Annotated in this window: 15 protein-coding genes, 2 tRNA genes, 2 rRNA genes and 5 pseudogenes; 21 read left to right on the top strand and 3 right to left on the bottom strand. The window is 61.5% G+C overall.

What is annotated here, in order from left to right; all coding sequences use genetic code 11:
- The first annotated feature begins 146 nt into the window (after positions 1-146).
- From CN538_RS19020 to CN538_RS18975, 11 genes and pseudogenes are all read left to right on the top strand, one after another.
- Positions 147-1,271 (top strand): beta-ketoacyl-ACP synthase III, encoded by a 1,125-nt coding sequence (locus CN538_RS19020; RefSeq protein WP_106420440.1) that lies wholly within the window; start codon positions 147-149, stop codon positions 1,269-1,271.
- Positions 1,271-2,017: an MlaA family lipoprotein gene (locus tag CN538_RS19015; protein WP_106420439.1), complete on the top strand. Its 747-nt coding sequence runs from the start codon at positions 1,271-1,273 to the stop codon at positions 2,015-2,017. Before CN538_RS19020 ends, CN538_RS19015 begins: the two co-directional genes overlap by 1 nt.
- A gap of 4 nt (positions 2,018-2,021) precedes the next feature.
- A complete protein-coding gene (locus tag CN538_RS25705) occupies positions 2,022-2,297 on the top strand; it encodes a hypothetical protein (protein WP_340638192.1) in 276 nt (91 codons plus the stop codon).
- Positions 2,240-3,169 (top strand): PP2C family protein-serine/threonine phosphatase, encoded by a 930-nt coding sequence (locus CN538_RS19010; protein ID WP_340638191.1) that lies wholly within the window; start codon positions 2,240-2,242, stop codon positions 3,167-3,169. The genes CN538_RS25705 and CN538_RS19010 overlap by 58 nt, the downstream gene beginning before the upstream one ends.
- A complete protein-coding gene (locus CN538_RS19005; protein WP_106420438.1) occupies positions 3,162-3,665 on the top strand; it encodes an STAS domain-containing protein in 504 nt (167 codons plus the stop codon). The genes CN538_RS19010 and CN538_RS19005 overlap by 8 nt, the downstream gene beginning before the upstream one ends.
- A gap of 310 nt (positions 3,666-3,975) precedes the next feature.
- Positions 3,976-5,182 (top strand): annotated as a pseudogene (locus tag CN538_RS19000) (Bcr/CflA family multidrug efflux MFS transporter).
- A 445-nt stretch (positions 5,183-5,627) separates the two neighbouring features.
- Positions 5,628-6,668: a phosphate ABC transporter substrate-binding protein PstS gene (gene pstS / locus CN538_RS18995; RefSeq protein ID WP_106420437.1), complete on the top strand. Its 1,041-nt coding sequence runs from the start codon at positions 5,628-5,630 to the stop codon at positions 6,666-6,668.
- A gap of 148 nt (positions 6,669-6,816) precedes the next feature.
- Positions 6,817-7,758, top strand: a complete 942-nt coding sequence (pstC, locus tag CN538_RS18990) for a phosphate ABC transporter permease subunit PstC (protein ID WP_106420436.1) — start codon at positions 6,817-6,819, stop codon at positions 7,756-7,758.
- An 18-nt stretch (positions 7,759-7,776) separates the two neighbouring features.
- Positions 7,777-8,628 (top strand): phosphate ABC transporter permease PstA, encoded by an 852-nt coding sequence (gene pstA, locus CN538_RS18985; RefSeq protein ID WP_242495397.1) that lies wholly within the window; start codon positions 7,777-7,779, stop codon positions 8,626-8,628.
- Positions 8,629-8,647: 19 nt separating this feature from the next.
- Positions 8,648-9,472 carry a phosphate ABC transporter ATP-binding protein PstB gene (pstB, locus tag CN538_RS18980; protein ID WP_106420435.1) on the top strand — a complete coding sequence of 275 codons (825 nt, stop codon included), beginning with the start codon at positions 8,648-8,650 and terminating at the stop codon, positions 9,470-9,472.
- A 209-nt stretch (positions 9,473-9,681) separates the two neighbouring features.
- Positions 9,682-10,791, top strand: a complete 1,110-nt coding sequence (locus CN538_RS18975; protein ID WP_106420434.1) for an AI-2E family transporter — start codon at positions 9,682-9,684, stop codon at positions 10,789-10,791.
- A gap of 115 nt (positions 10,792-10,906) precedes the next feature.
- Here CN538_RS18975 and trxA read toward each other — a convergent pair whose 3' ends face one another.
- Positions 10,907-11,230 (bottom strand): thioredoxin, encoded by a 324-nt coding sequence (gene trxA / locus CN538_RS18970; protein WP_035476933.1) that lies wholly within the window; start codon positions 11,228-11,230, stop codon positions 10,907-10,909.
- Positions 11,231-11,474: 244 nt separating this feature from the next.
- Here trxA and cysB point away from each other — a divergent pair, with 244 nt between their 5' ends.
- Entirely contained in the window at positions 11,475-12,443 is a 969-nt protein-coding gene (gene cysB / locus CN538_RS18965) for an HTH-type transcriptional regulator CysB (RefSeq protein ID WP_106420433.1), read from the top strand.
- Between the two features lie 138 nt (positions 12,444-12,581).
- Here cysB and CN538_RS18960 read toward each other — a convergent pair whose 3' ends face one another.
- The gene (locus CN538_RS18960; RefSeq protein ID WP_106420432.1) at positions 12,582-13,202 is read right to left on the bottom strand and encodes a phosphoadenosine phosphosulfate reductase domain-containing protein; all 621 of its coding nucleotides are present in this window, start codon (positions 13,200-13,202) and stop codon (positions 12,582-12,584) included.
- A 215-nt stretch (positions 13,203-13,417) separates the two neighbouring features.
- Positions 13,418-14,548: an aminodeoxychorismate synthase component I gene (gene pabB / locus CN538_RS18955; protein ID WP_340638361.1), complete on the bottom strand. Its 1,131-nt coding sequence runs from the start codon at positions 14,546-14,548 to the stop codon at positions 13,418-13,420.
- A gap of 705 nt (positions 14,549-15,253) precedes the next feature.
- On the opposite strand from pabB, the pseudogene CN538_RS18950 reads away from it, so the two are divergent.
- The 9 genes and pseudogenes from CN538_RS18950 (at position 15,254) to CN538_RS18915 (ending at position 25,434) form a co-directional block, all read left to right on the top strand.
- Positions 15,254-15,953: pseudogene (locus CN538_RS18950) on the top strand (GntR family transcriptional regulator).
- Between the two features lie 140 nt (positions 15,954-16,093).
- Positions 16,094-16,980, top strand: a pseudogene (prpB, locus tag CN538_RS18945) (methylisocitrate lyase).
- 93 nt (positions 16,981-17,073) lie between these two features.
- A pseudogene (gene prpC / locus CN538_RS18940) lies at positions 17,074-18,194 on the top strand (bifunctional 2-methylcitrate synthase/citrate synthase).
- Between the two features lie 76 nt (positions 18,195-18,270).
- Positions 18,271-19,211, top strand: a pseudogene (gene prpD / locus CN538_RS26585) (2-methylcitrate dehydratase).
- The gene (locus tag CN538_RS26580) at positions 19,148-19,822 is read left to right on the top strand and encodes an MmgE/PrpD family protein (protein ID WP_422917531.1); all 675 of its coding nucleotides are present in this window, start codon (positions 19,148-19,150) and stop codon (positions 19,820-19,822) included. Before prpD ends, CN538_RS26580 begins: the two are co-directional and overlap by 64 nt.
- Positions 19,823-20,371: 549 nt before the next feature.
- Positions 20,372-21,912 (top strand): 16S ribosomal RNA (locus tag CN538_RS18930).
- A gap of 69 nt (positions 21,913-21,981) precedes the next feature.
- A tRNA-Ile gene (locus CN538_RS18925) sits at positions 21,982-22,058 on the top strand.
- 103 nt (positions 22,059-22,161) lie between these two features.
- Positions 22,162-22,237, top strand: a tRNA-Ala gene (locus CN538_RS18920).
- A gap of 305 nt (positions 22,238-22,542) precedes the next feature.
- Positions 22,543-25,434, top strand: a 23S ribosomal RNA gene (locus tag CN538_RS18915).
- The 16S and 23S rRNA genes sit together here with 2 tRNA genes alongside, the layout of an rRNA operon.
- The last annotated feature ends 73 nt before the right edge of the window (positions 25,435-25,507 follow it).

The raw sequence follows: 25,507 nt of genomic DNA, 5'->3' as shown, positions 1-25,507 counted from the left end.
GGGGTGGCTCTGGGTGCCGGCGCTAGAGGGTGCTGGCTGTACGATATCGACAGGGAGCGCGGCGCTCGCCGCGCCATCGAGAGGGATTGCGGCGCTCGCCGCACTATATAGAGGGACTGCGGCTATCGCCGCATAAGGAGCGAGTCATGACGCAAGCCGTCATTACGGCGACGGGCCTGTTCACGCCGCCGGAGTCGATCGACAACGCGGCGCTGGTCGCCAGTTTCAACACCTGGGTGGACGCCGAGAACGCCCGCCACGCCGAGGCCATCGCCCGCGGCGAGCGCGAGCCGCTGGCCCACTCCAGCGAGGCGTTCATTCTCAAGGCGTCGGGCATCGAAAGTCGCTACGTCATGGAGGCGAGCGGCATCCTCGATCCCGCGCGGATGCGCCCGCGGATCGAAGAGCGCGACAATGCGACGCTCTCGCTGCAGGCCGAGATGGGCCTCGCTGCGGCGAGCCAGGCGCTCGAGCAGGCCGCCATCCGCGCCGACCAGCTCGATCTGATCATCGTCGCCTGCTCCAACCTGCAGCGCCCATACCCGGCGGTCGCGGTCGAGTTGCAGGCGGCATTGGGTGCCGGTGGCTACGCCTTCGACATGAACGTGGCCTGCTCCAGTGCCACCTTCGCCATCGACATGGCGACCAACGCCATTCGTGCCGGGAGTCTCGAGCGGGTACTGGTGGTCAACCCCGAGATCTGCTCGGCGCATCTCGATTTCCGCGATCGCGATAGCCACTTCATCTTTGGCGACGCCTGCACCGCGGTACTGTTGGAGGCGGATCATCTGGCCCGCGAGCGCGAGCACTTCACCGTGCTCGGCACGCGCCTGACCACGCGCTTCTCCAACGCCATCCGCAATAACTTCGGCTTCCTCAACCGTCTCGCCGACAGCAGCGCCGATGACAAGCTGTTCGTGCAGGAAGGGCGCAAGGTTTTCAAGGAGGTCTGCCCGCTGGTGGCGGAGTTGATCCTCGAGCATCTGGATAGCCAGTCGCTGACCGGCGAGTCGGTCACCCGGCTGTGGCTACACCAGGCCAATCGCCATATGAACGATCTGATCGCGCGGCGAGTGCTGGGGCGCGAGGCGAGCGAGCGCGAGGCGCCGATCATTCTCGACCGCTATGCCAATACCAGCTCGGCCGGCTCGATCATCGCCCTGCACCTGCATCGCGACGATCTCGAGGAGGGCGATGTGGGGGTGGTGTGTTCGTTCGGCGCGGGCTACAGTGCGGGCAGTGTCATACTGCGTAAAGGGAATGCGTGTTGATGAAATCGATCCATTGGCTGAGCGGCGCCGCCGTCGCTTTGGCGCTGGGGGGCTGTGCCTCCAGCGGTGAGAACAGCAACCCACAGGATCCGTGGGAAGGGTTCAACCGTGGCGTCTATCAGTTCAACGACACGCTCGATCGCTATGCGCTCAAGCCGGTCGCCCAGGGCTACAAGGCGGTCACTCCCGAACCCGTGCGTGACGGTGTCGGCAATTTCTTCTCCAACCTCGGTGAGATCCGCACCGCCTTCAACAGCGCGCTGCAGTGGGAGTGGGGCAACGCCGGGACGGCCTCAGGGCGCTTCGTCATCAACACCATCCTGGGGATCGGTGGCTTGCTCGACCCAGCCACGCGCATGGGGCTCGACGAGAACGAGGAGGACTTCGGTCAGACGCTGGCCGTGTGGGGCGTCGATTCCGGCCCCTACCTGGTGCTGCCGGTGCTCGGCCCGAGCACGGTGCGTGATACCAGCGGCCTGCCGCTCGATATGTACACCTATCCGGTGACCTACGTCGAAGATGACAAGGTGCGCTACGGTCTGACCTTCCTGCGCTACGTCGATCTGCGCGCGAGCCTGCTCGATCAGGAGTCGTTGATCCAGGGTGATCGCTACAGCTTCATCCGCGATGCGTATCTGCAGCGGCGTCAGTTCCTGATCAGCAACGGCAAGGCGGGCAAGGACCCGTTCGCCAGCGGCGACTTCGGCAACGATTTCCAATACAGCGAAGACGACTTCGCCGAGTGACCCCGTGTCCAAGACGCTGAGCGATGAGCCCGTGATCGGCGTGATCGACCTGCCGGGACGGGAGCGCGAGATGCTGGTGAGCGAGATCGCCCGCCTGGATGCGCGCGTGGTGGCGGCGCACTCCTTGGCGGCGTTGCCGTGCGCCTGCGATCTGGTCGTGGCGCACGTGCGTGCTGTCTCGCACGATGGCTGGGAGACGCTGATCAGGGGCAGCCGACCATCGTGGTCAGCGAGAGCCGCCGCGACGGCGACCTGCACAAGGCGATGGATGCCGGGCTGATCGACTATCTGGTCGAACCGCTGGCGCATGCCGACATCCTGCGTCGGCTGGTGTGTCGCGCGCTCGATCTCGACCGCCTGGCCCGCGCTCACGACGAGAGCCGCGTGGAGTTGCAGTCGCTCAACGACCGACTCGAGCGGCATCTGGAGATCCTGCGCGAGGATCAGCGCGCCGGTGGACACGTGCAGCGCAAGCTGCTGCCGCCGCCGGGGGTGACCCATCGCGGGGTGCGCTGCGACTACTGGTTTGCGCCCTCGCTCTATCTCTCCGGGGACTTTCTCGATTTCCAGCGCTGCGACGAGCGCTACAGCTTCTTCTATTTCGCCGATGTCGCCGGCCATGGGGCCTCCTCGGCATTCGTCACCGTATTGTTGAAGTATCTCTGCAACCGCTGGCTGTCGCAGTGGCGCACGCTGCTGCCGGAGGCGTTTCCTTCGCGCTGGCTGGGTGAGCTCAACCGTGAGCTGCTGGAGACCGGTATCGGCAAGCACGCCACGATCTTTGCCGGGGTACTGGACCATGAGCGCCATTTTCTGCACTATGCGCTCGGCGCTCAGCTGCCCATGCCGATCCTCGTCAGCGAGGAGGGGGCGAGCTACCTGGGCGGAGAAGGGCCGCCGGTGGGGTTGTTTCCGGATGTCGAGTACCCCATCTATGGCTGTCCGCTACCCGAGCGATTCCAGCTCTGGTTCTGTTCCGACGGCGTGCTCGAATGCCTGCCGGCGGCTTCACTGGATGCGCGGCTCAAGGAACTCGAGCGTCGCGTGACACGTTGTACCCGCGTCGACGATCTGAAGGATGGATTGGCGCTGGGAGATCAACTGCCGGATGATCTCAGCATGATGACACTGAGTGGTTTCGAGCATGATTGAAGGGCGAATCAAGGCGGCCTTCGACTCGGGCGTATTCGTACTCAAGCTCTGCGGCGATGTCCGCCTGACGCTGTGCGCGACGCTCGACGCCGAGGCGCAGCGGCTGGCGGATCTGCCGGGCCTGCGTGCGGTCATGGTCGATCTGCGCGAAGCGACCAACGTCGATTCCACGGCGCTGGGCTTTTTGGCCAAGGTGGCGCTGGCGGTGCGTGGGCGGCTGGAGCAGCCGCCGACGATCGTGGCCGAGCATCCGGATGTACGGCGCATGCTGGACGTGATGGGGTTCGCGCGCTACTTCACGCTGGTGGAGGCGCCGCTCACCGAGCCGGCCGAGCTCGCCGAGCTGCCCCACGTAGAGGCCGACGAGAAGGCCATTCAGCAGCGCATTCTCGAGGCCCATCGTATTCTCATGCACATGAGCGAGCACAATCGGCACGAGTTCCAGCCGCTGATCGAGCTGCTCGAGTCTCAGCACGCCAAGGCTTCCTCGCACTGACTCGGTGAGTCCGCGGGGCTCGGGACTGTCTCGCGCGCCTGCGCCGGTGTCACTGGCCAGGCAGGGATGCTAACCGTGTCTCTCTTCCTGCGCCCCCGCGACCCCGTCTCGGGGGCGCGTGATCATCGCTCCGGCATTCCGGCCGGGGCCTGGCGGCAGCCGCCGTCATCTTCAGGTGTCGTCATCGTCCGCGCCAGCGGCATCGCTGGCCGGTGGCCGCAGTGGCTGGCTTGGCACTACCGCCGCCCGCGGTCGTGTGTCTCTCATCCGCTCGCCGCAAGGAGGAAATCGTGTTGTCGAGGAGTCTAACGTGACGCCGCTGAGCGCGCGTCGTCTGGCGCTGCTGGTGGCTGCCAATACCGCCCTGGCGCCGCTGGCGATCGATGCCTATCTACCTGCCATGGCCGGCGCTGGCGGCCTCTATTGGTGCCAGCGTGCACCATACCGAGCTGTCACTGAGTAATTCCTGCTCGGTTTTGCCCTGGGGCAGCTGGTATGCGGACCACTCTCCGATCGGTTCGGTCGCAAGCCGATACTGATGACGGGACTGGCTGTCTTCCTGCTCGCCAGTCTGGCGCTGACCCAGGTCGACTCACTGGCCACGCTATGGAGCTGGCGCTTCGTCCAGGCGCTCGGCGGGGGCGCCTGCGTGGTCAACTCCGCGGCGATCGTGCGTGACCGCTTCAGTGGGCGCGAGGCGGCCAAGGTGATGTCGACCATGGTGATGATCCTGATGATGGCGCCGCTGGTGGCGCCCGCTTTGGGCAGCGCGCTGCTGCACTTGGCCGACTGGGCTGATCTTTCTGTTTCTGGCGCTCTACGCGGTCTTCGTGCTGGGGCTGCTGGGGCGCTTTCTGCCCGAGACCCATGGGCGCGATCCCGAGGCGCCCTCGATGGGGCAGATCCTGGGAAACTATCGCAGCGTTTTGCGTCATCGCGAGGCGATGGGCTATATTGGGGCGGTATCGATGTCGTTTGCCGGCATGTTCGCCTTCATCACCGGTTCGCCCTATCTGTATATGGAGCACTACGGCCTTTCGACCACGCTCTATCCCTTCGTGTTCGGTGCCAACATTCTGATCATGGCCTCCTCCAGCCGGCTCAATATTCGTCTGCTCAAGCGCCGCACGCCGCAGCAGAACCTGCTGCTGGGGCTCGGCGTGCAGCTGAGTGCGGGTATCGGCCTGGTCGCGCTGGTCGCCTCGGGGCTGGACTCGATCTACAGCGTGGCGCCGCTGATGGTGGTCTTCGTCGGCATGCAGGGGCTGATCAGCCCCAACGCCATGTCATCGATGCTCGATCACTTCCCGCGCATGAGTGCCACCGCGACGGCGCTGCAGGGGTGTCTGCAGTTCACCTGCGGGGCGGTCGCGGGGGCGCTGGTCGGTGCCTTCGAACTGGCCAGTGCCTGGCCCACGGTGTTGACCATGCTGGGGGCGACCCTGCTCGGCAATATTGGCGTCCGCGTGCTGTCGGGCCCGGCGCTCAAGCGCGCCGCGGCGACTCCCGCCGCCTGAAAATCAGGCAGCGCAGGACCTGCCACCCTATGCGCTCGCGCCGAAGCCTTCATCATCCTTCTCCAACCCTGTTTCAGGTGCGTTCGGCTGCGCTCTCGCGGCCGACCTTCCTCGCCCTGGATGCCGTTTACTCAATATGCGCAAGCGGTTACGCGCCTTGACCCTTGTCATCCTGTTGTCATCTGGAATTGGCAGTGTGGGTGCCGCGAAGGTGGCGGCCGGTAGCCGAGGCTGTGCTCGAGATCACCGGCGGTCTGCGGTCTTGAGGTGATTTTTGCACGCACCTGACGCATCGGTTACGTCGAATGTCACATTTCAAGACGATGACAAGGCTGTCATAAAAGTGTCACGCGTCTGACGTAACGTGGCGTTCTGAGAGTGCTGGCAACCTTCGCAACGTGGTTATCGCACACGCATCCCTCCAAGGTGGAAACAGGATATCGCTATGCTCAAACATGTCTTCGCTACGCTCGTTTCCGGGTCCCTGATTCTAGGCGCTGCTGCTGCCCAGGCCCAGGAAGCCATCACCGGCGCCGGCGCGACCTTCCCGTATCCGGTCTACTCCCAGTGGGCGGATGCTTATCAGGACAAGTCTGGCGTTGGCCTCAACTACCAGGCCATCGGTTCCGGCGGCGGCATTCAGCAGATCACTGCCAAGACCGTGACCTTCGGGGCCAGCGATGCGCCGATGACCAAGGAAGAGCTGGACAAGAACGGTCTGCTGCAGTGGCCGATGGTCATGGGCGGTGTGGTCGCGGCATTCCACGTCGATGGCATCGACGGCGCGATCAATCTGGACGGCAAGACGCTGGCCGACATCTATCAGGGCAAGATCACCAGCTGGAACGATGAAGCCATCGCCAAGCTGAACCCGGACACGAAGCTGCCCGATACCAAGATCACTCCGGTCTATCGCGCCGAAGGGTCGGGTACCAACTTCCTGTTCACCCACTACCTGTCGCAGGTCAGCCAGGACTTCGCCAACACCGTGGGTGAGGGCAAGTCGGTGGCATGGCCGGCGGGTGTCGGTGCCAAGGCCAACGCGGGCGTCGCCAGCCAGATCGCCAACACCAATGGTGCTATCGGCTACGTCGAGTTCGCCTACGCCGCCCAGAACGACCTGCACCTGGTGCACCTGAAGAACAAGGCTGGCAAGACCGTGGCGCCCGACATGGATTCGTTCATGGCCGCTGCCGCCAACGCCGACTGGAAGAGCGCGCCGGGCATGTACCTGGTGCTGACCAACCAGCCGGGTGACAACAGCTGGCCGATCACCGGTGCCTCTTTCATCCTGATGCACAAGAAGGTGCAGAACGTGGATGCCGCACGTCAGGCGCTGGAGTTCTTCGACTGGGCCTACAGCAACGGCGACGAGATGGCCAAGGAGCTCGATTACGTGCCGATGCCGAAGAACGTGGCCGACATGGTTCGTGAGAGCTGGAGCGAGATCAAGGGGCCGAACGGCGAAGCCGTCTGGAAGCAGTGATCCCTTGAGCCTCGATCGCGACGGCGAGTGCTCCACGGCTCCCGTCGCGATCGTATATCGCACGAACGCGCGGACAACGACGCGCGCGCAACGACAAAGTACTGCCGCTACCTCCGGCGGCAGCGTGGCAAGCCGACGAGGAACTGACATGGCCACCCCCCAAGCGATTGAAACCGGCGGCGGTCTGGGCGGACTGAGCGAGGCCACCCGCAGGCGGCTCCAGCGCAAGGCGCGCATCGACGTGTGGTTCGAGCGCGTACTGTTCGCCTTCGCCTTCGCGGTGCTGCTGCTGCTCGGGGCGATCATCGCCTCACTGATGGCCTCCAGCTGGCCGGCGCTCGAGCGTTACGGTCTGGAGTTCTTCACCGAGAATCGCTGGGCGGCCAACGTCGAAGTGTTCGGCGCCTTGCCCGCTATCTACGGAACCCTGCTGACCTCCTTCATTGCGATCGTCATTGCGGTTCCCATCTCATTCGGCATCGCCATCTTCCTGACCGAGCGCTGCCCGAACGTTCTGCGTCAGCCTCTCAGCACGCTGATCGAGCTGCTGGCCGGTATCCCTTCGATCATCTACGGCATGTGGGGCATGGAAGTGATGGCTCCGCTGCTGCGTACCTGGTTTCCTTCGGTATTTCCCGCCGGCACTGGCCTGGCCACGGCCGGTATCATTCTGGCGGTGATGATCATTCCTTTCATCACTGCGGTGAGCCGCGACGTCATCAATACGGTGCCGGCGGTGATGCGTGAATCCGCTTATGGTCTCGGTTGCACTACCTGGGAAGTTGCACGCAAGGTCATCCTGCCTTCGGTCAAGGGCGGCCTGGTGGGTGGCGTGGTGCTGGGGCTGGGGCGGGCCCTTGGCGAGACCATGGCGGTGACCTTCGTGATCGGCAATAACCTGTTCTTGAACACCACACTCACCGGACAGGGCACCTCGATCGCGGCCCTGATCGCCAATCAGTTCTCCGAGTCGGACGGTACCCAACGCTCGGCGCTGCTGGCACTCGGCCTGATTCTGTTCCTGATCACCTTCGCCGTGCTGGCGTTCGCGCGCTATCTGCTGCGCAACAGCACCGGTCGCCACGCCTGAGCCGAGAGGAGAGAGACGATGCAGACCCAAATGACGCCGCTCTATCGCCGGCGCAAGCTGCTCAACCGCCTGGTCATGGCCGCTTGTATCGGCGCCACCCTGATTGGGTTCGTGTTCCTGTTCGCGATTCTTCTGACCTTGGTGACCAAGGGGCTCAGCGCCATCTCGCCGTCGATCTTCATCGAGCGCACGCGCATGAATGGTGGCGGCCTGGGCAATGCGATCTGGGGGACCTTCATGATGACCTCGCTGGCCACTATCCTGGGCACCGTGCTCGGCGTGGCCGCGGGTACCTGGCTGGCGGAGTATGGCAACAAGGGCCTGCTGCCCAAGGTGATCCGCTTCATCAACGACATTCTGCTGTCGGCGCCCTCGATCATCATCGGCCTGTTCATCTACGCGGTGGTGGTGGTGCCGATGGGCGGCTTTTCCGCCTGGGCTGGGGTGCTATCGCTCACGGTGATCATCGTGCCGGTGGTAATCCGGTCCACCGAGGACATGCTGCGCCTGATTCCCAATTCGCTGCGCGAGGCCGCTGCAGCGCTGGGTGCCCATCGCTGGTGGATCATCGTGCGTGTCTGCTACAGCGGGGCGCGTGCCGGTATCCTGACCGGTATCCTGCTCGGGTTCGCGCGTATCAGCGGCGAGACGGCACCGCTGCTGTTCACCTCGCTGAACTCCAACCAGTGGAACTTCTTCAACCTCGACAGCGAGATGGCCAACCTGCCGATGACCATCTATCAGAACATGACGATCAACGCCTTCATTCCCGACCTGGTATCGCTGGCCTGGGCAGGGGCGCTGATCCTGACGGCCGCCATTCTGATTCTCAACATCGCGGCGCGTTACTTCTCGCGTCAACGCACCTGACTTTCGCCAAGAGACTGCCATGACCGTCGATTTCAATCTCAACGCCAACCCGAACGCTGCCGAGGCGCCGAGCGCGCCCCAGGCACGGGCCGCGTCCAAGCTTCGCGTCAAGGACCTGAACCTCTACTACGGCCAGTTTCAGGCGCTCAAGGACATCACCATGGAGATCCCCGAGCGCCAGGTGACGGCGTTCATCGGGCCCTCCGGTTGCGGCAAGTCGACCCTGATCCGCTGCTTCAACCGGATCCACGATCTCTACGAGGGGATTCGTACAGAAGGGCAGATTCTGCTCGATAGCCACGATATCTATGGCTCGGGGGTCGACCTGAACCTGCTGCGTGCACGCATCGGCATGGTGTTCCAGAAGCCAACGCCGTTCCCGATGACGGTGTTCGACAACGTCGCCTTTGGCATTCGGCTCTACGAGAAGCTATCTCAGCGCGAGCTGGAGGAGCGAGTCGAGTGGGCACTGCGCAAGGCCGCTCTGTGGGAGGAGGTCAAGGACAAGCTCAAGCAGAGCGGCCAGGCACTTTCCGGCGGTCAGCAGCAGCGTCTGTGCATTGCTCGCACCATTGCGGTGAAGCCGGAAGTGATTCTGCTCGATGAGCCCACCTCGGCCCTCGACCCGATCTCCACCGGCTATATCGAGGATCTGATCAACGAGCTCAAGAAGGACTACACGATCGTCATCGTGACCCACAATATGCAGCAGGCGGCGCGAATTTCCGATATCACCGCCTTCATGTATCTGGGCAGTCTGATCGAGTGCGACGATACGACCAAGATCTTCACCCAGCCCAAGGAGAGCCGCACCGAGGACTACATCACCGGCCGCTACGGCTGAGCCTCGCTGTCATGGCCTCGCGCCCCGGTCGCCTGCGGCCGGGGCGTTGTCGTTCATGGCTCGGTTGTTAGTAGCGACCTCGATGCATGGCATGGGCACCCAAGATCGATCATGAGGCCGGAGCCGAGAGTTGACCTGAGTCAGCGAACCCCGTATCGGTTCGTGGTAGTGTCTGGCGACACAGGACGTGCCATAAGGATGGGCTGACCATGTCGCCAGGGCAGGAACCGGCGTTTCGCAACATACCTTTTCATCTGATGCTGACTCTGGCATCGCTGACGATCATCGTGTCGGGCCTGCGCGCGGCCGAGGCGCTGATCATTCCGATACTGCTGTCGATCTTCATTGCGGTGATCTGCGCCTCACCGGTGCATTGGCTCTATCGCCGCGGCATGAACTCCTACGCTGCGGTGTTGATCACGCTGCTGATTCTGGGCGGGCTGCTGGCATTGTTCGGCACGCTGCTGGGCAATAGTGTCGCCATGTTCATGGAGCGCTGGCCCGAGATGCAGCAGGAGCTGCAGGGGCACTATCTGAATCTACTCGAGTGGCTGGCGCACCAGGGGATGTCGGTCTCGCCGCGAGAGCTCTCCAGCATGATCGATGACTCCCAGGATCAGGGTTGGATCTCGGCCTTTTTGAGCGGGCTGGGGGTGGTGCTGTCGCAGAGTCTGGTCATCCTGCTGATGGTCAACTTCATGCTGTTCGAGACCCTCGACTTCCGCCAGAAGGTAGCACGTGCCTTGGCCAACCCGGGGCCCAGCCTGGAGCGCTTCACCGAGTTCAGCCACAACCTCAAGCGCTATATGGCGGTCAAGACGGTGGTCAGCCTGATCACCGGTGCGCTGGTGACGCTGGCGGCGTGGCTGGTGGGGGTCGAGTTCGCCCTGCTGTGGGGCGCGCTGGCCTTCATCCTCAATTATATCCCCAACATCGGCTCGGTGATCGCGGCGGTGCCGCCGGTACTGCTGACCCTGTCGATGCCGGACGGGGGGATGGTCAAGGCGCTCACCCTCTCGAGCGCCTATCTGGCGATCAACTTCGTGATCGGCAATCTGGTCGAACCGCGGGTCATGGGGCGAACCATGGGGCTGTCGACCCTGGTGGCCTTTCTCTCGTTGGTGGTATGGGGCTGGATTTTGGGGCCGGTGGGCATGCTGCTCTCGGTGCCGTTGACGATGACGCTGAAGATCGCGTTGGACAGTCATCCCGAGACGCGCTGGATCGCCAAGATGCTGGGCCCTTCGGAGCGTCGTCAGCGGCGGCTGCGCAAGACCCAGCAGGCGCTGGATGAGCTCGAGGAGGAGCTCGACCCGTGAAGTCTGAAGAGATGCAAGCCACAAAAAAGCCGCCCCGGAGAGGGCGGCTTTTTATCGATCACTGCGGCTTTCTGCTGAGCGCTACATCTTGCCATCGAACGCCGATGGCTGGGTGTCAGCCGTTCTGCTCGATGAACTGAGTCAGCTGCGATTTGGACTGCGCGCCGACCAGCGAAGCGACCTTGGCGCCAGACTTGAACAGCATCACGGTGGGCACGCCGCGCACGCCATGTTCGGAGGCGATCTCCGGAGCGTCGTCGACGTTGACACTGACCACCTTGATGGCGTCAGCCTTCTCATCAGCCACCTCATCGACGACCGGGGCCATCATCTTGCACGGACCGCACCACGGGGCCCAGAACTTCAGCAGCACCGGCTTGTCGGACTTGAGCACTTCCTGCTCGAAATTCGCGGTGGTGACATCGACGTTGTTGGACATGCGGTAACTCCTGTAGACATTTGCGCTCGCGAAGAGAGCGTATGGGTGCGATGTTAGCCCTTGGCCAGGGTGCTGGCAAATCGCCGTGGTTATGACAACGATAGCGCCAGGTTATTAAACGGTAGTTTCTCATACCCGAAAAACCGGTGCGATCGCCGCTTCACCCCTCGTCACTTATAGCGTAAAGTAATCGCAAACCATTTTCTTATGCCATTGTGCGTTACGCATCGTCACGAGGTCGCTCATGAAGCTCCAGCAACTGCGCTACATCTGGGAAGTGACGCGCCACCAGCTCAACGTGTCGGCCACGGCACAGAGCCTGTTCACCTCGCAGCCCGGAATCTCCAAACAGATCCGACTGCTGGAAGACGAGCTCGGCGTCGAGATCTTTGCGCGCAGCGGCAAGCATCTGACACGGGTGACGCCAGCAGGGGAGGCGATCGTCGAACTCGCCGGCAAGGTGCTGCGCACGGTCGACGATATCAAGCATGTGGCACAGGAGCACAGCGACGAACGCCGTGGCAGTCTGGCCATCGCCACCACGCACACCCAGGCGCGCTATGTGCTGCCTGGGGTAATCGGCGAATTTCGCCAGCAGTATCCTGACGTGGCGCTGCATATGCAGCAGGGCACGCCCAAGCAGATCGCGCAGATGGTCAGCGATGGCACTGCAGACTTTGCCATTTGCACCGAGTCCCTCGAGCTCTTCAACGATCTGGTACTGCTGCCCTGTTATCGCTGGAACCGCTGCGTGCTGATGCCCAAGGGGCATCCGCTGGCGAGTGGCGAGCTGACCCTGGAGCGCGTGGCTGAGCATCCACTGGTCACCTACGTGTTCGGCTTCACCGGGCGCTCCCAGCTCGACGATGCCTTCAAGTCGCGCGGGCTGACGCCCAACGTGGTACTGACGGCCGCCGATTCGGATGTGATCAAGACCTATGTGCGGCTGGGGCTGGGGGTGGGCATCGTCGCCCACATGGCGGTCGACCCGGTGGCCGATGCCGATCTGGTCGCGGTGGACGCCTCACATCTGTTCGAGAGTTCGACCACCAAGATCGGCATTCGCCGCGGCACCTTCATGCGCAGTTACATGTATGACTTCGTCAAGCGCCTGGCACCGCATCTCGACCGGGACACCGTCGAGGCGGCGCTGGCGGCGGGGCCGCGACATGAGGGAGAGCTGTTCAAGGATGTGGAGCTGCCGGTGCTCTAGGCTTGGCATGAAAAGTCGGTGAGCGCAGGCAGTTTTCGTACAAAGCCTAGACGGCAAGAGTGACAGCATACCTAGCAAAAGCCCGCCGTTCGGCGGGCTTCGTCGTTCTGGGCGATGTGCTGTGTACGTCGCCGGCACTCAGTGCTGCAGGTGCAGCCCGCACTCGCGCTTGTCTTCTACCTTGGTCGGGTCGAAGTAGTCGAAGTTGTTGGGCAGATCGTGCGCCTGCAGGTATTGATACATCTGCTTGGCGTTCCAGTGCAGCACCGGGGCCACCTTGAGCAGGCCATCGGCGTTACGCGAGAGCGGCTGCATGCGCGAGCGCTCCGGCGTGTCCTCGGCGCGCAGGGCGGTGAACCAGACATCGGGCGCGGCTTCTGCCAGCGCGCGGCGGAAGGGTTCGAGCTTGACCTCCTCGGTGAAGGCGGCATGGCCAGGGTCGTCGATGGTCGGCATCGGCCCTTCGAGCGACTCGCGGTGGGCGCGCGAGCGGCGCGGATGATAGATGCTCAGATTGAGGTCGAGCAGACGGGTCAACTCGTCGGCGAAGCGATAGGTCGCCGGGGTGTTGTAGCCGCTGTCCATCCACACCACCGGAATATCGGGGCGCACCCGGGTGACCAGATGCAGGATGACCGCTTCGAAGGGGCGGAAGTTGGTGGTGCAGATTGCGGTCTGATCCAGCCCCAGCGCGAATTCGGTGATCGCCAGCGGGTCGTGGCCGATATCGCGGTTGAGGGCGTCGAGATCCAATGCCATGGCAAGCTCCTGGACCGGCGGGCCGGTCGCTCGACCGGCCGTACACGGGATAATGGAAGAGGTGAAACGGATGCAGGCACTCTAGCAATGCGGGTTTTGCGTTGACCAATACCATTTGGTTAGAACGATATATAACGCTTTTGTCATTTGCGCGTGCATGTCTAGATGTTTTGGTTATTGAACGCTGCGCCCTCGGCGGTGCCCGTCGAATCCCCTTAGTCTCCATCGCTCGCGGAGCCCAGGGCGGCCATCAGGCGCCCGATCTTGGCCAGTGTCTCGCGGTACTCCTCCTCCTCGTCGGAGTCGGCCACCACGCCGCCGCCGCCCCATAAGTGCAGGGTGTCGCCATCCGCCACCAGGGTGCGGATGGCGATCGATGTATCCAGATGTCCGCGGCGGTCGACATAGCCGAGGCTGCCGCAGTAGACGCTGCGCTGGCTGGGTTCGAGCTCGTCGATGATCTGCATCGCCCGCCGCTTGGGGGCGCCGGTGATCGAGCCGCCGGGAAAAGCGGCCGCGAGCAGATCCAGCGCGCTGGCTTCCGGGGTCAGCTCGCCGCGTACCACGCTGACCAGATGGTGGACGTTGGCGTAGCTCTCCAGGGCGCACAGGCGCGGCACATGTACGCTGCCGAAGCGACACACCCGTCCCAGGTCGTTGCGCAGCAGATCGACGATCATCACATTCTCGGCGCGATCCTTGGGGCTCTCCTGTAGCGCCTGGGCCATTGCCGCATCGGCCTGAGGCGTCTCCCCGCGTGGCCGCGTGCCCTTGATCGGGCGCGTCTCCACCTGCCCGTCAGCGACCCTGACGAAGCGCTCCGGGGAGAGCGAGGCGATCGCCTTGTCATCCCAGCGTAGATAGCCGCCATAAGGCGTGGGCGTTGCCTGACGCAGGCGGCGGTAGGCGTGCCAGGTATCGCCGCGAAAGCGCGCGGTAAAGCGCTGGGCAAGATTGACCTGATAGCAGTCGCCGGCATGCAGATAATCGATCACGTGGCGGAAGCGTTCGCCGTAACCGGCGCGATCGACATCGCTGACGAAGGGCTGCGTCAATACGATGTCCTCACTCTGTGGTGGTGGCATCGCGAGCCAGCGCTCGACCTGGCGGCGACGCTCTGGACTAGCCACCAGCCAGGTCCGCTGGGATTGATGGTCCTGGATCAGCGCCCAGTCGTAGAGTCCCAGGCGGGCATCTGGCAGGTCGGGGCCGGGGCGCGACTCGGCTGGATACCCTGTGGCCGATGATCGCGTGCCAAGGTGTAGCTCCAGTAGCCGAGCAGCCCGCCAATGAACGGCAGTTTGTCGAGGGTGCCGGTGAGGGCTTCCGGTATCTGGGCAGGTCATGCTCGAGAGCATGGGCAAGCAGCTCGCGCTGTGCCGCGAACGGTGCCGACGGGGAGCGCCGCTGCGCCGTTATCGCAGTGGACGCCGGCGGCGTCCACCCTCAGGGTGTAGAGCGGGTCGCTGTTGAGTATGTCGAAGCGCCCCCCCGGCGCTGCCGGGCGGCCACTATCGAGCAGTACGGCCCCGCCGGCCGCTGGCGCAGGGTGGCGAAGTAGTGGGCAGGGTCGCTGGCGTAGGAGAGCTCGGTGATGTCGAGTTGAAGTCGCGCCTCTGGCATGCCTGGGATACTCGGTGCACGGGGACTCGCGTGCTTCGCGGGGCGACGCGAGCCCGGATGAACGGATGTTTTGGCGCGAGTGTATCGGTCGCCGCGCGTATGAGCGAGACCCGCAGCCCCCGGTGCGTTCGCCGCCGCTGCGTTACTTCTGGGCAATCCTGGCGGCGGTGAGCCGACGGCCGTACGAAGACCTGCCATGACGGGAGCGTTCACAGTGGCGGGCGAAGTGTAAGGAAAGGGCGGTTACGTAGATGATTGTAGACAATGACTCTTGAGTGGCGCATCGCCTTGCGACTAAAGTGGTGTTTCCATGGGCCATTTATGATTGCCCTTATCAAATATTCTCCCTACCATGACACCTATTCCAGGTAATTGTTAACAATCAAGATGGCTGACGATCTTCATCGACACCCCAAGGCGATACCGACCTGCCTGAAGTCAGGACGTGGCCGAGCGGTGTGTTTCATCAACTGCAGCGGGCGATCGTGCGCGGTGAGCTGCCCCCGGGGACGCGCATCACCGAGCCCGAGCTGTCGTCGCGCTATGGCATTTCACGCGGCCCCTGCGTGAGGCAATGCGCCGCCTCGAGACCTATCGCCTGATCGAGCGCGTGCCCCACGTCGGGGCACGGGTGGTCAAGCTATCGATGGACGAGCTGCTGGAGCTGTTCGACGTGCGCGAGGCGCTCGAGAGTATGGCGGCGAGACTTGCCGCTCAGCACATGACAGCGGAAGAGATCGCGGGGCTGCGCGAGGTGTTGGCGGTCCACGAGCGCCAGGGCGACCTGGCCAGCGGTGAGGCCTACTACCAGCGTGAGGGTGACCTCGATTTCCACTACCGGATCGTACAGGGCAGCCATACCGGATGCTGATGACGATTCTGTGCGACGACCTCTACTATCTGGTGCGGCTCTATCGCACCCAGTTCAGAGCCAGCGGCAAGCGTCCTCAGCGTGCCTTCGTCGAGCATCACCGTATCGTCGACGCGATCGAGGCGGGGGATGCCGAACTCTCCGAATTGCTGATGCGGCGCCATGTCAGCGCCTCCCGCGAGAACGTGGCGGCAAGCTATGCGCTGACGCTGGGCGAGGAAAAGTGGCTCCCGCTGGGCCTTGGTGACGCCCGATAAGCAGTCCGGTCGGTGAGATAGACGTGGGATAGCGGTTCGGGCGGGCTGAATCGCGGTCCGAATGAGATGAGTCGCGGTTCAGGTGCGACGAGTAGTGGGTAACCGGATCGATAGAGATGGCAATGACGAAGGAGAGTGAGATGTCGCAATCGACGCCGGGCGCACGCTTCCGCGCCGCCCTCGATGCCCACCGCCCGCTGGGGTGGTTGGGACGATTAACGCTTATAGTGCCATGATGGCCCAGGCCGTAGGGCATCAGGCGATCTATCTATCCGGCGGTGGCGTCGCCAATGCCTCGTTCGGCTTGCCCGATCTGGGCATGACGACGCTCAATGACGTCGTCGAGGACGCCCGGCGCATCACCGGCGCCAGCGATCTCCCGCTGCTGGTCGATATCGATACCGGCTGGGGGGGCGCCTTCAACATCGCCCGGACCATCAAGGAAATGGAGCGCGCCGGTGTAGCCGCGGTGCATCTCGAGGATCAGGTAGCGCAGAAGCGTTGCGGACATCGCCCCAACAAGGAAATCGTCTCCCAGGGCGAGATGGTCGACCGCATCAAGTCGGCTGTGGATGCGCGTCAGGATTCGGCTTTCTATCTCATTGCGCGTACCGATGCCTTCCAGAAGGAGGGGCTGGCGGCAGCGATCGAACGCGCCAACGCCTGCGTCGAGGCGGGGGCGGATGCGATCTTCGCCGAGGCGGTGCACACGCTGGATGATTACCGCGCTTTCTGCGAGGGCGTCGATGCGCCGATTCTGGCCAATATCACCGAATTCGGCGCCACGCCGCTGTTCACCCAGCAGGAGCTGGGTGAGGTGGGTTGTCGTCTGGTGCTCTATCCGCTGTCGGCGTTCCGTGCCATGAATGCCGCGGCGCTCAAGGTCTATCAGGACATTCATGCCAAGGGGCATCAGCGCGACGTGGTCGAGATGATGCAGACTCGCGAGGAACTTTACGATTTCCTCGATTACCACACTTATGAGCGCAAGCTCGATGCCCTGTTCGACAAGGGGAATGCCGAATAGCTCGATGGGCACGCCGTGTCCGCGTGGATACGGAGGCAGCGTTCCCCACACGCACGCAAGACGAAGGCCGCGGCCGAGCGGCGGGAGACTCTCATGGCGGAAACGATCAAGAGTACTGGATTGCGCGGGCAGAGCGCCGGCAACACCGAAATCTGCACGGTGGGCAAGAGTGGCTCGGGACTGACCTATCGCGGCTACGACATCCAGGAGCTGGCGGAGAAGGCGCGCTTCGAAGAGGTCGCTTATCTCTTGCTCAAGGGCGAACTGCCGACACGCCAGGAGCTGGACGACTATATCTCGTGCCTGCAGCGTTCTCGGGGCCTGCCCGAGGCGCTGAAGAAGGTACTGGAGCAAATTCCCTCCGATGCCCATCCGATGGATGTGCTGCGTACCGGCACCTCGATGCTGGGCAATCTCGAGACCGAGCAGCGATTGGAAGAGCAGCAGGCACACGCCGACCGTCTGCTGGCAGTAATGCCCTCGATGCTCAACTACTGGTATCGCTATTCGCATTTCGGTGAGCGGATCGAGACCGAGACCGACGATACCTCGGTGGGCGGGCACTTCCTGCACCTGCTGCACGGCAAGCCTGCCTCCGAGCTGCACGCGCGGGTGATGAATGTTTCGCTGATTCTCTATGCCGAGCACGAGTTCAACGCCTCGACCTTCACCGCCAGAGTCTGCGCTTCCACGCTCTCCGATCTGCACAGCTGCGTCACCGGCGCGATCGGCTCGCTGCGTGGGCCGCTCCACGGGGGGGCCAACGAGGCCGCGATGGAGATGATCAGCCGCTGGTCGTCGCCCGACGAGGCCGAACGGCAGATTCTCGGCATGCTCGAGCGCAAGGACAAGATCATGGGTTTCGGCCATGCCATCTACCGTGAATCCGATCCGCGCAGCGCGATCATTCAGGCATGGGCGCGTCAGCTCGCCGAGGATGTCGGCGACACCCATCTTTATGCGGTGTCCGAGCGGGTAGACGCGTGATGTGGCGGGAGAAGAAGCTCTTCCCCAATGCCGACTTCTACCACGCCAGCGCTTACCACTTCATGGGGATTCCGACCAAGCTGTTCACGCCCATCTTCGTCTGCTCACGGCTGACCGGTTGGTGTGCACATATCTTCGAGCAGCGCGCCAACAACCGCATCATCCGCCCGAGTGCCGACTATGTCGGTCCCGAGAAGCGCGCCTGGGTACCCATCGAGCAGCGCTGAGACGCTGCCTGCCAGCTGATTTTCGAGGCGACGTGTCGACGTCGCCTCCTTTCTCTTAATACGAGGACGCCACTGCATGAGTGCCAATGTCGATCTCAACCAGCGCCCGGATTACGATCCCGAACTGCAGGCCATCGCGGACTATGTGCTCGACTATCGGGTAGAGAGCCGCGAAGCGCTGGAGACCGCGCGCAACTGCTTGATGGATACCCTGGGCTGCGGCCTGCTGGCGCTGCGCTTCCCCGAGTGCACCAAGCATCTGGGGCCGCTGGTCGAGGGCACGGTGGTACCCAACGGTGCGCGGGTACCCGGGACTCGATTGACGCTCGACCCGGTCAAGGCGGCCTGGGATATCGGCTGCATCATCCGCTGGCTCGACTACAACGACACCTGGCTGGCGGCGGAGTGGGGCACCCCTCGGACAATCTGGGCGGCATTCTGGCGGTGGCGGATTCGCTCTCTCAGACACGCCTGGCGCGAGGAGAGACACCGCTGACCATGCGTGACGTGCTGGAAGCCATGATCATGGCGCACGAGATTCAGGGCGTACTGGCGCTGGAGAACTCGTTCAATCGTGTCGGGCTCGACCACGTGGTGCTGGTCAAGGTGGCCTCTACCGCGGTGGTGGCCAAGCTGATGGGGGCCGATCGCGAGCAACTGCTGTCGGCACTGTCGCACGCCTTCGTCGATGGCCAGAGTCTTAGAACCTATCGTCATGCACCCAATGCCGGTTCACGCAAGAGCTGGGCGGCGGGAGATGCCACCTCGCGAGCCGTGCGTCTGGCCGATATCGCGATGCGTGGTGAAATGGGCATCCCCGGTGTGCTCTCGGCACCGCAATGGGGCTTCTATGATGTCCTCTTCAGCAAGACCAACAAGGATCAGGCGCTCAAGCCGAAGCGGAACGGCGCTTCCAGGTCAGCCAGGCGTACGGCAGCTACGTCATGGAGAACGTGCTGTTCAAGATCAGCTTTCCTGCGGAGTTCCACGCTCAGACCGCCGCCGAGGCTGCGGTGACGCTGCACCCGCAGGTGCGTGATCGTCTGGATGAGATCGAGCGTATCGTCGTCACCACCCACGAGTCGGCGATCCGCATCATCTCCAAGGTGGGGGCGCTGGCCAACCCGGCCGACCGCGATCACTGTCTGCAGTACATGATCGCAGTACCGCTGGCGTTCGGTGATCTGATTGCCGAGCACTACGAGGACGACTTCCACCAGGCGCATCCGGTCATCGATGAGCTGCGCGAGAAGATGATCATTCAGGAGGAGCCGCGCTACACCCGCGAGTATCTGGAGGCGGACAAGCGCTCCATCGCCAACGCGATCCAGGTCTTCTTCAAGGATGGCTCGCACACCGAGCAGGTGGCGGTCGAATATCCGATCGGTCATCGCCGTCGTCGCGAGGCAGGCATCCCGCTGCTCGAGAAGAAGTTTCAGCGCAATCTGGCCACGCGCTTCCCGGCGCGCGCTGCGACACCATCTTCAGCCTGTGCAAGGACCAGGAGGCGCTCGAATCGACGTCGGTTGCCGCCTTCATGGACCTCTGGGTCATCTAAAACCGCTGTATGCCGGGGTGTTAAAGCGCTTGCCAGCGCCCCGGCCTCCTCAGGATCGATGACAACTTGATGAAGGTGGCGATATTTTTCGTCGCCGGGGGTTGTCAGGCGCCGCCACGCGCCGTAAAGTACACACCGCTGACGCCGAGACAGGTTCTCGGGTTGGTGGAGAAGCTAGCTAAGCTGTTGAAAAGATTGAAAAAATCGATTGACAGCTAGCGATGAGGAAAGCAGAATACGCCCCTCGCTTTTTCAGGATCGGTTCTCCAGCAGCAACGGAAGCCGGGCAAGCGTCGACAAGAAAGACGTTGACATCTTCCCCAAGATCCTTAAAATACGCCTCTCCTTACGGCGACCCAGAAAGCAAGCGCTGACAAGCACTTGAGTCACTTTTGGGTCACGGCAGAAGGCTCGGTGCTCTGCGTGAGACGAGACTTCAAGTAAGGACGCTCTTTAACAATCGATCAGGTAATTGATGTGGGCGCTTGTCTTGCGTGACGCCAGTCACAGCATATCAAGGCAAGCGACTCGTCTAAGATTCGTTTGACCTTGAACCAAGTTTGGTCCGCTTCGCTTCTGATGCTTTCGGGCAGAGAAGAGGTAAGGACTATCAGACTTTTAACTGAAGAGTTTGATCATGGCTCAGATTGAACGCTGGCGGCAGGCCTAACACATGCAAGTCGAGCGGCAGCACGGGGAGCTTGCTCCCTGGTGGCGAGCGGCGGACGGGTGAGTAATGCATAGGAATCTGCCCGGTAGTGGGGGATAACCTGGGGAAACCCAGGCTAATACCGCATACGTCCTACGGGAGAAAGCAGGGGCTCTTCGGACCTTGCGCTATCGGATGAGCCTATGTCGGATTAGCTGGTTGGTGAGGTAATGGCTCACCAAGGCGACGATCCGTAGCTGGTCTGAGAGGATGATCAGCCACACTGGGACTGAGACACGGCCCAGACTCCTACGGGAGGCAGCAGTGGGGAATATTGGACAATGGGCGCAAGCCTGATCCAGCCATGCCGCGTGTGTGAAGAAGGCCCTCGGGTTGTAAAGCACTTTCAGCGAGGAAGAAGGCTTGGCGGCTAATATCCGTCAAGAAGGACATCACTCGCAGAAGAAGCACCGGCTAACTCCGTGCCAGCAGCCGCGGTAATACGGAGGGTGCGAGCGTTAATCGGAATTACTGGGCGTAAAGCGCGCGTAGGTGGTTTGGCACGCCGGTTGTGAAAGCCCCGGGCTCAACCTGGGAACGGCATCCGGAACGGCCAGACTAGAGTGCAGGAGAGGAAGGTAGAATTCCCGGTGTAGCGGTGAAATGCGTAGAGATCGGGAGGAATACCAGTGGCGAAGGCGGCCTTCTGGCCTGACACTGACACTGAGGTGCGAAAGCGTGGGTAGCAAACAGGATTAGATACCCTGGTAGTCCACGCCGTAAACGATGTCGACTAGCCGTTGGGACCTTTAAGGACTTAGTGGCGCAGTTAACGCGATAAGTCGACCGCCTGGGGAGTACGGCCGCAAGGTTAAAACTCAAATGAATTGACGGGGGCCCGCACAAGCGGTGGAGCATGTGGTTTAATTCGATGCAACGCGAAGAACCTTACCTACCCTTGACATCCAGAGAACTTGGCAGAGATGCCTTGGTGCCTTCGGGAACTCTGAGACAGGTGCTGCATGGCTGTCGTCAGCTCGTGTTGTGAAATGTTGGGTTAAGTCCCGTAACGAGCGCAACCCTTGTCCTTATTTGCCAGCACGTAATGGTGGGAACTCTAAGGAGACTGCCGGTGACAAACCGGAGGAAGGTGGGGACGACGTCAAGTCATCATGGCCCTTACGGGTAGGGCTACACACGTGCTACAATGGCCGGTACAAAGGGTTGCGAGACCGCGAGGTGGAGCGAATCCCAGAAAGCCGGCCTCAGTCCGGATCGGAGTCTGCAACTCGACTCCGTGAAGTCGGAATCGCTAGTAATCGTGAATCAGAATGTCACGGTGAATACGTTCCCGGGCCTTGTACACACCGCCCGTCACACCATGGGAGTGGACTGCACCAGAAGTGGTTAGCTTAACCTTCGGGGGAGCGATCACCACGGTGTGGTTCATGACTGGGGTGAAGTCGTAACAAGGTAGCCGTAGGGGAACCTGCGGCTGGATCACCTCCTTAAACGATTAGCGGATCGCGAGATAAGCGCTCACAATCAATTACCTGATCGACCAAGAGCAATGACTGTTTGGGTCTGTAGCTCAGTTGGTTAGAGCGCACCCCTGATAAGGGTGAGGTCGGCCGTTCAAATCGGCCCAGACCCACCAAATTTACGCCATGACCGCGTTGTTTCCCAGTTCGCATAGCAGGCTATGCGTCACCGTGAAACGCCTTGTCATGACGAAAATTATCCAGATAGCTGGATTGTCTGGGGCCATAGCTCAGCTGGGAGAGCGCCTGCCTTGCACGCAGGAGGTCAGCGGTTCGATCCCGCTTGGCTCCACCAAATCTTTCCCATGCTGCGTTGAAAGCCGACTCACATAGCGAACTATGCGTCGCCGACCTTCGCCTTGCCTGGAAAAGATTGATCGAAAAACAGTCACCGAGTTCTAAGCCATCCGCTTCGTCGCGACAACCGCGACCGAGTCGATCGCTTAGAGCTTCTGCTCTAAACGCTCTTTAACAATGTGGATCATGCTGACAGTTCTTCACCATTCGTAGTTGGAATGGCGAAGAGCGAAAAGTGATACGTCTCAAGCGTATCCGGCAATTGTCGTTGTGATCGCGCGACCAGACTCCTTCGGGTTATATGGTCAAGCGATTAAGCGCACACGGTGGATGCCTAGGCAGCCAGAGGCGATGAAGGACGTTGTAGCCTGCGAAAAGGCTCGGTGAGGTGGCAAACAACCTGTGACCCGGGCATGTCCGAATGGGGAAACCCACCCAGCATAAGCTGGGTATCCCACACTGAATCCATAGGTGTTGGGAAGCGAACCGGGGGAACTGAAACATCTAAGTACCCCGAGGAAAAGAAATCAACCGAGATTCCCCCAGTAGCGGCGAGCGAACGGGGAGTAGCCCTTAAGCATGTGACTGGTTAGACAAACGGTCTGGAAAGGCCGGCCATAGTGGGTGATAGCCCCGTCGTCGAAAACCTGAACATGTGAAATCGAGTAGGTCGGGGCACGTGAAACCTTGACTGAACATGGGGGGACCATCCTCCAAGGCTAAATACTCCTGGCTGACCGATAGTGAACCAGAAAAGAAAAAAAAAGAAAAAAAAAGAACCCCGGAGAGGGGAGTGAAATAGATCCTGAAACCGTGTGCGTACAAGCAGTGGGAGCCGACTTGTTCGGTGACCGCGTACCTTTTGTATAATGGGTCAGCGACTTATATTCAGTGGCGAGCTTAACCGTATAGGGGAGGCGTAGAGAAATCGAGTCTTAACTGGGCGACCAGTCGCTGGATATAGACCCGAAACCGGGCGATCTATCCATGGCCAGGGTGAAGGTCAGGTAACACTGACTGGAGGCCCGAACCGGGGATCTGTTGAAAAAGATTCGGATGAGCTGTGGATCGGAGTGAAAGGCTAATCAAGCTCGGAGATAGCTGGTTCTCCTCGAAAGCTATTTAGGTAGCGCCTCACGTATTACCGCCGGGGGTAGAGCACTGTTTCGGCTAGGGGCCCATCCCGGGTTACCAACCCGAGGCAAACTCCGAATACCGGTGAGTAGAGCGTGGGAGACACACGGCGGGTGCTAACGTCCGTCGTGAAAAGGGAAACAACCCAGACCGTCAGCTAAGGCCCCCAAATTCTGGTTAAGTGGGAAACGATGTGGGAAGGCATAGACAGCTAGGAGGTTGGCTTAGAAGCAGCCATCCTTTAAAGAAAGCGTAATAGCTCACTAGTCGAGTCGGCCTGCGCGGAAGATGTAACGGGGCTCAAACCAGATGCCGAAGCTACGGGTTCATCCTCAGGATGAGCGGTAGAGGAGCGTCGTGTAAGCCTGCGAAGGTGTGTTGAGAAGCATGCTGGAGGTATCACGAGTGCGAATGCTGACATGAGTAACGACAAGGGGAGTGAAAACCTCCCCCGCCGGAAGACCAAGGGTTTCTGTTCTACGTCAATCGGAGCAGAGTGAGTCGGCCCCTAAGGCGAGGCTGAAAAGCGTAGTCGATGGGAAACGGGTCAATATTCCCGTACCGGATGTGATTGCGATGGGGGGACGAAGAAGGCTAGGTGAGCCAGGCGTTGGTTGTCCTGGTGAAAGTCAGTAGGCTGAGAGCTTAGGCAAATCCGGGCTCTCAAGGCCGAGAGACGAGACGAACGGACTACGGTCCGGAAGTCATCGATGCCACGCTTCCAGGAAAAGCCTCTAAGCTTCAGATCACATGCGACCGTACCCCAAACCGACACAGGTGGTCAGGGTGAGAATCCCAAGGCGCTTGAGAGAACTCGGGTGAAGGAACTAGGCAAAATGGCACCGTAACTTCGGGAGAAGGTGCGCCGGCGTAGCGTGAAGAGACTCGCTCTCCTAGCGTGAACCGGTCGAAGATACCAGGTGGCTGCAACTGTTTATTAAAAACACAGCACTCTGCTAACGCGTAAGCGGACGTATAGGGTGTGACGCCTGCCCGGTGCCGGAAGGTTAATTGATGGTGTTAGCGCAAGCGAAGCTCCTGATCGAAGCCCCGGTAAACGGCGGCCGTAACTATAACGGTCCTAAGGTAGCGAAATTCCTTGTCGGGTAAGTTCCGACCTGCACGAATGGCGTAATGATGGCCACGCTGTCTCCACCCGAGACTCAGTGAAATTGAAATCGCAGTGAAGATGCTGTGTACCCGCGGCTAGACGGAAAGACCCCGTGAACCTTTACTATAGCTTCACACTGGACGCTGATGTTGCTTGTGTAGGATAGCTGGGAGGCTTGGAAACCGTGACGCCAGTTGCGGTGGAGCCAACCTTGAAATACCAGCCTGGCATCATTGGCGTTCTAACTTCGCACCGTGATCCGGTGTAAGGACAGTGTGTGGTGGGTAGTTTGACTGGGGCGGTCTCCTCCGAAAGCGTAACGGAGGAGCACGAAGGTACCCTCAGCACGGTTGGAAATCGTGCATTGAGTGCAAGAGCATAAGGGTGCTTAACTGCGAGACAGACACGTCGAGCAGGTACGAAAGTAGGTTCTAGTGATCCGGTGGTTCTGTATGGAAGGGCCATCGCTCAACGGATAAAAGGTACTCCGGGGATAACAGGCTGATACCGCCCAAGAGTTCACATCGACGGCGGTGTTTGGCACCTCGATGTCGGCTCATCACATCCTGGGGCTGAAGTCGGTCCCAAGGGTATGGCTGTTCGCCATTTAAAGTGGTACGCGAGCTGGGTTTAGAACGTCGTGAGACAGTTCGGTCCCTATCTGCCGTGGGCGTTGGAGATTTGAGAAGTGCTGCTCCTAGTACGAGAGGACCGGAGTGGACGCACCTCTGGTGTTCCGGTTGTCACGCCAGTGGCACTGCCGGGTAGCTATGTGCGGACGGGATAACCGCTGAAGGCATCTAAGCGGGAAGCCCCCTTCAAGATGAGATCTCCCTGAGACTTCGAGTCTCCTAAAGGGTCCAGCAAGACGAGCTGGTTGATAGGCACGGTGTGGAAGCGCTGCAAGGCGTTGAGCTAACGTGTACTAATGCCCCGTGAGGCTTGACCATATAACCCCAAGGGGTCTGGGTACTCCAGACCGGGGTCGCGCGATCGCATCGCGACAATGGCCGGATAAGCGAG

The sequence above is a fragment of the Salinicola tamaricis genome (assembly GCF_003006155.1).
Taxonomy (GTDB): Bacteria; Pseudomonadota; Gammaproteobacteria; order Pseudomonadales; family Halomonadaceae; genus Salinicola; species Salinicola tamaricis.
Note: the sequence above shows the minus strand (reverse complement) of the source record. Positions and strands in the feature narration are given on the sequence as shown.

Bases quoted from the DNA above. Each gene is read 5' to 3' on its own strand.
- CN538_RS19020 (WP_106420440.1), top strand. From the start codon at position 147: ATGACGCAAGCCGTCATTACGGCGACGGGCCTGTTCACGCCGCCGGAG.
- CN538_RS19015 (WP_106420439.1), top strand. From the start codon at position 1,271: ATGAAATCGATCCATTGGCTGAGCGGCGCCGCCGTCGCTTTGGCGCTG.
- CN538_RS19005 (WP_106420438.1), top strand. From the start codon at position 3,162: ATGATTGAAGGGCGAATCAAGGCGGCCTTCGACTCGGGCGTATTCGTA.
- pstS (WP_106420437.1), top strand. From the start codon at position 5,628: ATGCTCAAACATGTCTTCGCTACGCTCGTTTCCGGGTCCCTGATTCTA.
- pstC (WP_106420436.1), top strand. From the start codon at position 6,817: ATGGCCACCCCCCAAGCGATTGAAACCGGCGGCGGTCTGGGCGGACTG.
- pstA (WP_242495397.1), top strand. From the start codon at position 7,777: ATGCAGACCCAAATGACGCCGCTCTATCGCCGGCGCAAGCTGCTCAAC.
- pstB (WP_106420435.1), top strand. From the start codon at position 8,648: ATGACCGTCGATTTCAATCTCAACGCCAACCCGAACGCTGCCGAGGCG.
- CN538_RS18975 (WP_106420434.1), top strand. From the start codon at position 9,682: ATGTCGCCAGGGCAGGAACCGGCGTTTCGCAACATACCTTTTCATCTG.
- trxA (WP_035476933.1), bottom strand. From the start codon at position 11,230: ATGTCCAACAACGTCGATGTCACCACCGCGAATTTCGAGCAGGAAGTG.
- cysB (WP_106420433.1), top strand. From the start codon at position 11,475: ATGAAGCTCCAGCAACTGCGCTACATCTGGGAAGTGACGCGCCACCAG.
- CN538_RS18960 (WP_106420432.1), bottom strand. From the start codon at position 13,202: ATGGCATTGGATCTCGACGCCCTCAACCGCGATATCGGCCACGACCCG.
- pabB (WP_340638361.1), bottom strand. From the start codon at position 14,548: ATGACCTGCCCAGATACCGGAAGCCCTCACCGGCACCCTCGACAAACT.